Origin of the sequence: uncultured Agitococcus sp., from assembly GCF_937920075.1 — a bacterium.
Classification (GTDB): domain Bacteria; phylum Pseudomonadota; class Gammaproteobacteria; order Pseudomonadales; family Moraxellaceae; genus Agitococcus.
Window position 1 is genome coordinate 1 of sequence record NZ_CALETI010000437.1, and the last position, 8350, is coordinate 8350.

Below are 8350 nucleotides of genomic sequence, written 5' to 3' on the forward strand. Positions count from 1 at the left end.
GGGTGCATTAAGCGCAACATCGTTTCTAAAACACGCAACAAGGTACGGCGTGTGCCTGCTTTGGCGGCAGGGCTGCTATCGCCATTTAACACAGGTTTGGTCAGCTCTAAATACCAGTCACAGTATTCATTCCATACAAACTCATAAATCGCTTGGGCGGCTTGGTCAAAACGGAAGCTATCTAACGCATGAATCACGTTTTGTTCGGCTTGCTGCAAGCGGCTAATAATCCATTTGTCGGCAACGCTAAGTTCAACATTGTCGTGGTCAACCGCAACATCTTGGCCTTCGCAGTTGCTTAACACAAAACGTGCGGCATTCCATAACTTATTGCAAAAGTTACGATAGCCTTCTAAACGTTTCATATCCCAGTTAATGTCACGGCCTGTTGACGCTAATGAGGCAAAGGTAAAACGTAAAGCATCTGTACCATAAGCATTAATGCCTTCTGGGTATTCTTTGCGGGTATTCTTTTCGATTTTTGGCGCATCTTGTGGCTTCATTAAGCCAGTCGTGCGTTTGCCAACTAAGGACTCCAAATCAATACCATCAATAATGTCTAAAGGATCTAATACATTTCCTTTGGATTTTGACATTTTTTGACCGTCAGCATCACGCACTAAACCATGAACATACACGGTTTTAAACGGAATTTGTGGCGTGCCATCTTCATTCTTCATAAAGTGCATGGTCATCATCATCATCCGTGCGACCCAGAAGAAGATAATATCAAAACCAGTCACCAACACGTCGGTTGGATGGAACGTGCGTAAGGCTTGGGTATCTTCTGGCCAGCCCAAGGTGGAGAATGTCCATAAAGCAGAGGAGAACCACGTATCTAAAACGTCTTCATCTTGACGTAAGGCAACGTTGTCCGCTAACTGATACTGTTGACGTACTTCGGCTTCATGGCGACCGACATAAACATTGCCGTTGTCATCATACCAAGCAGGAATACGATGCCCCCACCATAATTGACGCGAAATACACCAATCTTGAATGTCACGCATCCACGCAAAATACATATTTTGGTATTGTTCAGGCACAAACTTTACGCGACCATCTTCAACGGCTTCAATCGCAGGTTTGGCTAATACCGAGGCTTTCACATACCATTGGTCAGTCAACCACGGTTCAACAATCACGCCAGAGCGGTCACCACGAGGAGCTTTGAGTTTGTACGGTTCAATCTTATCCAACCAACCGTTTTCTTCAGCTTCTTTAACCAGTTTTTTACGGGCAACAAAACGCTCTAAGCCTGCATATTCGCTGGGTGCAGCCTCAATACCTAAATCAGCAAAAGTGCCTGCGGCCATCACCTCAAAATTAGCCAAAATGTTGGCATCTTTATCAAAGATGTTGATTAAGGGCAGGTCGTGACGCTTGCCTAATTGGAAGTCGTTAAAGTCGTGGGCAGGGGTAATTTTGACGCAACCTGTGCCAAATTCTTTATCAACATAACTGTCCGCTACAATCGGCACTAAACGGCCAGTAATTGGCAAACGAACTTTTTTGCCAATCAAGGCTTGATAGCGGTCATCTTCAGGATTAACCGCAACGGCTGTATCACCCAATAAAGTTTCGGGGCGGGTAGTGGCGACTACTAAATGGTTGCTGCCATCTTCCAAGAAGTATTTGAAATGCCACAATGAGCCATTTTCTTCTTCGCTAATCACTTCTAAGTCAGAAATGGCGGTGTGTAACTTGGGATCCCAGTTAACCAAACGTTTACCACGATAAATTAAGCCATCTTGATACAAACGCACAAAAGCTTCTTTAACGGCATTAGACAAACCTTCGTCCATGGTAAAACGTTCGCGTGTCCAATCTACTGATGAACCTAAACGGCGAATTTGACGGGTAATCGTGCCACCTGATTGTTCTTTCCATTGCCAAACTTTTTCTAAAAATTGGTCACGGCCTAAGTCATGACGGCTGATGTTTTGCGCGGCTAATTGGCGTTCAACCACCATTTGTGTGGCAATACCTGCGTGGTCTGTACCTGGTTGCCATAAGGTGTTGTAACCCTGCATACGGCGATAGCGAATTAAGCTATCCATAATGGTATTGTTAAAACCATGACCCATGTGCAAAGAACCTGTGACATTGGGCGGTGGAATCATAATACAGTAGGGTGTGCCTTGGCCTGATGGGGCAAAATAGCCGTTAGTTTCCCATTGTTGATACCAGCGAGTTTCGCTGTCTTTTGGATTAAACGTAGCGTCGAGCGTCATAACATTACCGTGAATTAAAACGAAAGAATAAGGATGTAGTTGTAGCCAGTATCTAGCGTAGCGAAATACGGGATTAAATCAGGACTTATGCAAGTCCTATACTTAGCTAAAAATTAGCTTAATAGTAACAGATTTTGAGGGAGGGCAACAAAACATCAATAGCCATAGATTTTGTTTAGACTTGAGACATAAAGGCATTTTAAATGCCTCTATGTTTTTTAGCCTTGTTTAAAGGTTTTAATGCCTTCTTTATTACAAGTAATGGTTTCGACCAAACGATTATCATCCCAACATTCTAAATGCACATCAAACTTCCATAAGGCATGTAGGTGTTTGAGTACCGCTGAGCTGCTATCGGCCAAGGGGCGGCCTTGTTGACGAACATGGCGTAGGGTAATCGAGCGATCACCGCGTAAATTGACACTCCACACCTGAATGTTTGGTTCATTCATACTTAAATTATATTGATTTGATAGCGATTGGCGTAATTGCCTAAAACCGCCATCATCATGAATTGCACTAATTAATAAATTATCTTTTCTCGTGTCATCTAACACACTAAACATTCTAAAGTCTCTCATCACTTTAGGACTTAAAAATTGTTGAATAAAGCTCTCGTCTTTAAAGTTTTGCATGGCAAATTTAATGGTTTCTAGCCAATCTTTACCAACCAAATCGGGAAACCAATATTTATCTTCCTCAGTTGGGTTTTGACAAATACGTTTAATGTCTTGAAACATGGCAAAACCCAAAGCATAAGGATTGATGCCACGATAATAAGGCTTATCAAACGTGGGTTGATAAACAACAGCAGTATGTGATTGTAAAAACTCTAAAATAAAGCCATCAGTCACCAAACCTTTATCGTATAAACGATTTAATAAGGTGTAATGCCAAAAGGTTGCCCAACCTTCATTCATGACTTGGGTTTGCCGTTGAGGATAAAAATATTGGGCAATTTTACGGACAATTCTTAGTATTTCACGTTGCCAAGGCTCAAGTAATGGCGCATTTTTTTCAAAAAAATATAAAATGTTTTCTTGAGGTTCAGACGGAAAACGCCCACGACTGTCATCAGCTTCTTTTTTGGGGTTAATTGGCAAGGTGCGCCACAATTCATTGATTTGTGCTTGTAAAGCTTCTTCGCGTTCTTCTTGGCGCAAACGTTCTTCTTCGGCAGAAATGGGGTAGGGGCGTTTGTAACGATCAACCCCATAATTCATTAAGGCATGACAAGAATCTAATAAGGCTTCAACTTCAGTGACCCCATAACGTTCTTCACATTTGCGAATATAGTTTCGGGCAAACACTAAATAATCAATAATGCTACTGGCATCTGTCCATGTTTTGAATAAATAGTTGCCTTTAAAAAAGGAGTTATGACCATAACAAGCATGTGCAATGACCAAGGCTTGCATGGTCATGGTGTTTTCTTCCATTAAATAGGCAATACACGGATTGGAGTTGATGACAATTTCATAGGCCAACCCCATTTGGCCTCGTTGATAAGCATTTTCGGTGCTGACAAAATGTTTGCCAAAAGACCAATGATGATAACCAATGGGCATCCCTACCGAGGCATACGCATCCATCATTTGTTCGGCTGAAATCACTTCTATTTGATTAGGGTAGGTATCTATACCAAATTCACCATGAGCAATTTCGGCAATGGCGGCATCATATTCGGCAATAAGAGGGAAAGACCATTCTGATCCTGTTGATAAATAACGACTCATGCGGGCTTCCTCGCAAATAGTTCACGAAATACGGGATAAATATCACTGGGCTCAATAATTTGCTGCATGGCAAAATGATCGGGATGACTGGCTAACACTTCTTCATAAGCCAACCATAGAGCCTGATGTTGTCGTGGCGTAATTTCGATATAAGAAAAATATTGCAAGGCGGGTAGGAGTTGCTCCTCTAAAATTTTTTGGCACAACGGTGAGTCATCGCTCCAGTTATCACCATCTGATGCTTGAGCACCGTAAATGTTCCATTGTTCAGCAGGATAACGGCTTTGAATGATTTCATTCATCAGCTTGAGTGCGCTGGAGACAATCGTACCACCTGTTTCACGAGAGTAAAAAAATTCTTCTTCGTCAACTTCTTTGGCACTGGTGTGGTGACGAATAAAAACCACTTCAATTTTTTTGTAGTTACGTTTTAAAAATAAATACAATAATAAAAAGAAGCGTTTGGCCATGTCTTTAGTCACTTGGCTCATTGAGCCAGACACATCCATAATACAAAACATCACCGCTTGGGCAGAGGGTTTTGCTACTTTAATGTGATGGTTATAACGCAAGTCAAAGGTATCAATAAAAGGAATTTTTTCTAAACGAATTTTTAGTTTAGAAATTTCTTCACGCAATTGCGCGATTTTGGCCACTCTTTCGGGAGAGGTTTCTTGCTCTAATAAGTCGGCTAACTCTTGTTCTTTGGCGCGTAAGCTACGTTTTTTGCCTGTCCCTAAGGCAATGCGTCGAGAGGTGGCAGCACGCAAACTACGGACAATATTGATTTTGGCAGGGTTACCTTCGGTGACGATGCCGGCATTTTGCCATTCCCATGTTTCGATGCCTGCTAAACGACGTTTAATCAGATTGGGTAAAGCAAGGTCTTCAAACAAAAAGTTTAAAAACTCTTCTTGAGAAAGGGTAAAGTTAAACTCATCTTCGCCTTGGCCTTGATTGCTGGCTTTACCCGAGCCTTGACCGCCGCCGCCACCTTGAGGACGTTGTACTTTATCACCGCTCAAAAACTCTTTGTTACCAGTATGCACCATATCACGGACACCACCTTGACCATGATGAAATACAGGCTCAGAAATATCTTTGGTGGGTAAGGACACCGATTCGCCACGCTCCATATCGGTAATGCTACGTTTACTGGCAGCATCAGCAACAGATTCACGAATTTGGGCTTTATAACGATCTAAAAAGCGTTGGCGATTAACCATGCTTTTATGGCGGCCATTTAAACGACGGTCGATGATATAGCTCATGTGTTCTCCAGCATTAACTGCTCCTCCACCTAAATTAGGAGGAGGCTGGGAGGGGATAGAGGTAGAACCCCACCCTAACCCTACCCTAAATTAGGGTAGGGAATTATTGCGCTTTTCTAAAGCGTAAGTACCATTCGCATAATAAACGTACTTGTTTTTCAGTATATCCACGTTCAACCATACGACGGACAAAATCTTGATGTTTTTGTTGATCGTTTTTGTTGGCTTTAGGATTAAAGGAAATAACTGGCAACAAGTCCTCGGTGTTGGAGAACATTTTTTTCTCAATCACGGCACGGAGTTTTTCGTAAGATAACCATGATGGATTTTTGCCATTATAGTTAGCACGAGCACGTAACACGAAATTGACCACTTCATTACGGAAGTCTTTGGGATTAGAAATGCCCGCAGGCTTCTCGATTTTTTCTAGCTCCTCATTTAACGCTTGACGGTTAAAGATTTCGCCCGTATCAGGATCACGGAACTCTTGATCTTGAATCCAGAAGTCAGCATATTGGACGTAACGATCAAAGATATTTTGGCCATATTCAGAATAAGATTCCAAATAAGCAGTTTGAATTTCTTTGCCAATAAACTCGACATAACGTGGTGCTAAAAACTCTTTAATAAAGCGTAAGTAACGTGCTTGGGTTTCATTGGCATATTGCTCTTGCTCAATTTGAGTTTCTAAAACATGCAATAAATGAACAGGGTTAGCAGCGACCTCTGAATGATCATAATTAAAGACTTTGGATAAAATCTTGAAAGCAAAACGAGTGGATAAACCATTCATGCCTTCATCCACACCCGCAGCATCTTTATACTCTTGATGTGATTTTGCTCTTGGATCAGTGTCTTTTAAATTCTCACCATCATAAATCCGCATTTTGGAATAAATGCTAGAGTTTTCGGTGTCTTTTAAACGCGACAACACGGTAAATTGTGCCAACATGCGTAAAGTATCAGGCGCACAAGGAGCTTTTTTCAGTGAAGAACTATCAATCAATTTTTGATAAATTTGGATTTCTTCACTAACACGTAAACAATAAGGTACTTTGACAATAAAAATACGGTCAATAAATGCCTCATTATTTTTATTGTTTCTAAAGTTTTGCCATTCTGACTCGTTGGAGTGTGCCAAAATCACGCCATCAAAGGGAATAGGGCCAATCGCCTCTGTACCATTGTAATTACCTTCTTGGGTGGCGGTAAGCAAAGGATGTAGCACTTTAATCGGTGCTTTAAACATCTCAACAAATTCCATTAGGCCACGATTGGCTTTACACAAACCACCCGAGAACGAATAGGCATCGGCATCGCTTTGTGGAAAGTCTTCCAATTTACGAATATCAACTTTACCCACAAGTGCGGAAATGTCTTGATTATTCTCATCACCAGGTTCGGTTTTGGAAATTGCTAATTGATGTAAGATACTTGGATAAACTTTAATGACTTTAAATTTACTAATATCACCGCCAAACTCTTGTAAACGTTTAACTGCCCACGGCGACATGATGCCACGTAAATAACGTTTGGGGATGTTGTAATCTTGCTCAAGAATATCGCCATCTTCTTCGATATTAAATAAACCTAACGGTGATTCGTTAATTGGTGAGTCTTTAATGGCGTAAAAAGGTGTTTTTTCTATGAGAGATTTGAGTCGTTCTGCCAAAGAGCTTTTACCGCCACCGACAGGGCCTAATAGATATAAAACTTGTTTTTTCTCTTCTAGGCCTTGTGCGGCATGACGGAAATAAGAAACAATTTTTTCAACGGCTTCTTCCATGCCATAAAATTCACTAAATGCAGGATAGCGACGAATGACTTTGTTAGAAAAAATTCTTGAAAGACGTGGATCACGACTAGTATCAATAACTTCTGGCTCGCCAATCGCCATTAATAAACGTTCGGCAGCGGTAGCGTAAGCCGTAGCATCATTTTTACAAATATTAAGATATTGCTCTAAAGTATATTCTTCGGGACGGCTATGATCAAAACGTGATTGATAGTGTTGAAACAAACTCATAACGAACCTCTTGATTTTATACTGTAAATAACAGTGTCCTTATATATTCAGCTTAGACACTAAAAGACAATTTTGCCTAAAAAAGTTTTTAGCGTTTATGTTAAAAATTAAGAACTAAATAAAATCATGCAGGGCTTGTGCCAAGCTTTAAGGTATCAGAGAGTCTATTCTAATCCACAATCAATACACGCTTTAGTGGCACTAAAAAAGCGACCATCATCTAAGCGGTAGGCTAATAATTGTCCACCCCAAACACAACCACCATCTAAAGCAATGATTGGTGCTTGAGGGCCATTTCCTTCGAGTGCTGCCCAGTGACCAAATAAAATGCGAGTGTTTTTGATGCTAGGATTAGGCAAATTAAACCAAGGATAATAACCGTCTGGCAAATCGTCCAAACCTTCTTTATGGCTAAACTCCAACTCACCTGCTAAATTACACAGACGCATACGGGTTAAATAATTGGTGATGACACGCCAACGTTTTGCACCTCGAAGATGCTCATGCCATAAAGCAGGTGAGTTGCCATACATACCACCTAAAAACTGATGTAATTGAACTTCATTTTTGAGAACTTGTGACACTTCGCTAGCTAATGTCCGTGCTTGAGTTAAATTCCAACAGGGGGGAATACCAGCGTGAGAAATGACCGCTTGCTGGTGAGGAATATCTAAAAAGAGCGGTTGATGACGTAACCATTCAATTAACTCTTTGCCATCAGCAGCAGAAATAATATCAGCAGTTCGATCTTTCTTTTTAGCGATACTATAACCATAAAAGCAGGCAATCAAATGTAAGTCATGATTGCCTAATACGACACGAGCTGATGAACCTAAGGCTTTGACACGACGCAAAACTGCCAATGAGTCCGAGCCACGAGCGACAAGGTCGCCCGCAAACCACAAGCAATCGTGCTGAGGGTCAAAATTAATGACCTCTAGTAATTCTTCAAGCGCATCAGCACAGCCTTGTACATCACCGATGGCATAGTCAGCCATGTATTTTCTCTCTATTAATTAGTTAGGACTTACGCATTTCACCGAAATTAACGCGTTTTGTGAACGAAAAAATCGTTGAAAACGA

Annotated in this window: 5 protein-coding genes; all 5 read right to left on the reverse strand. The window is 41.2% G+C overall.

The window, feature by feature from the left end; translation table 11 throughout:
• On the reverse strand, positions 1 to 2234 hold a 2234-nt coding region (locus Q0212_RS14765; protein WP_297926908.1), incomplete at its 3' end, for a valine--tRNA ligase.
• A gap of 218 nt (positions 2235 to 2452) precedes the next feature.
• Positions 2453 to 3970 carry a SpoVR family protein gene (locus Q0212_RS14770; RefSeq protein WP_297926910.1) on the reverse strand — a complete coding sequence of 506 codons (1518 nt, stop codon included), beginning with the start codon at positions 3968 to 3970 and terminating at the stop codon, positions 2453 to 2455.
• Positions 3967 to 5241, reverse strand: a complete 1275-nt coding sequence (locus tag Q0212_RS14775; protein ID WP_297926912.1) for a YeaH/YhbH family protein — start codon at positions 5239 to 5241, stop codon at positions 3967 to 3969. The genes Q0212_RS14770 and Q0212_RS14775 overlap by 4 nt, the downstream gene beginning before the upstream one ends.
• A gap of 103 nt (positions 5242 to 5344) precedes the next feature.
• Positions 5345 to 7267: a PrkA family serine protein kinase gene (locus Q0212_RS14780; protein WP_297926914.1), complete on the reverse strand. Its 1923-nt coding sequence runs from the start codon at positions 7265 to 7267 to the stop codon at positions 5345 to 5347.
• Between the two features lie 164 nt (positions 7268 to 7431).
• A complete protein-coding gene (locus Q0212_RS14785; protein WP_297926916.1) occupies positions 7432 to 8280 on the reverse strand; it encodes a symmetrical bis(5'-nucleosyl)-tetraphosphatase in 849 nt (282 codons plus the stop codon).
• Between the last annotated feature and the right edge of the window lie 70 nt (positions 8281 to 8350).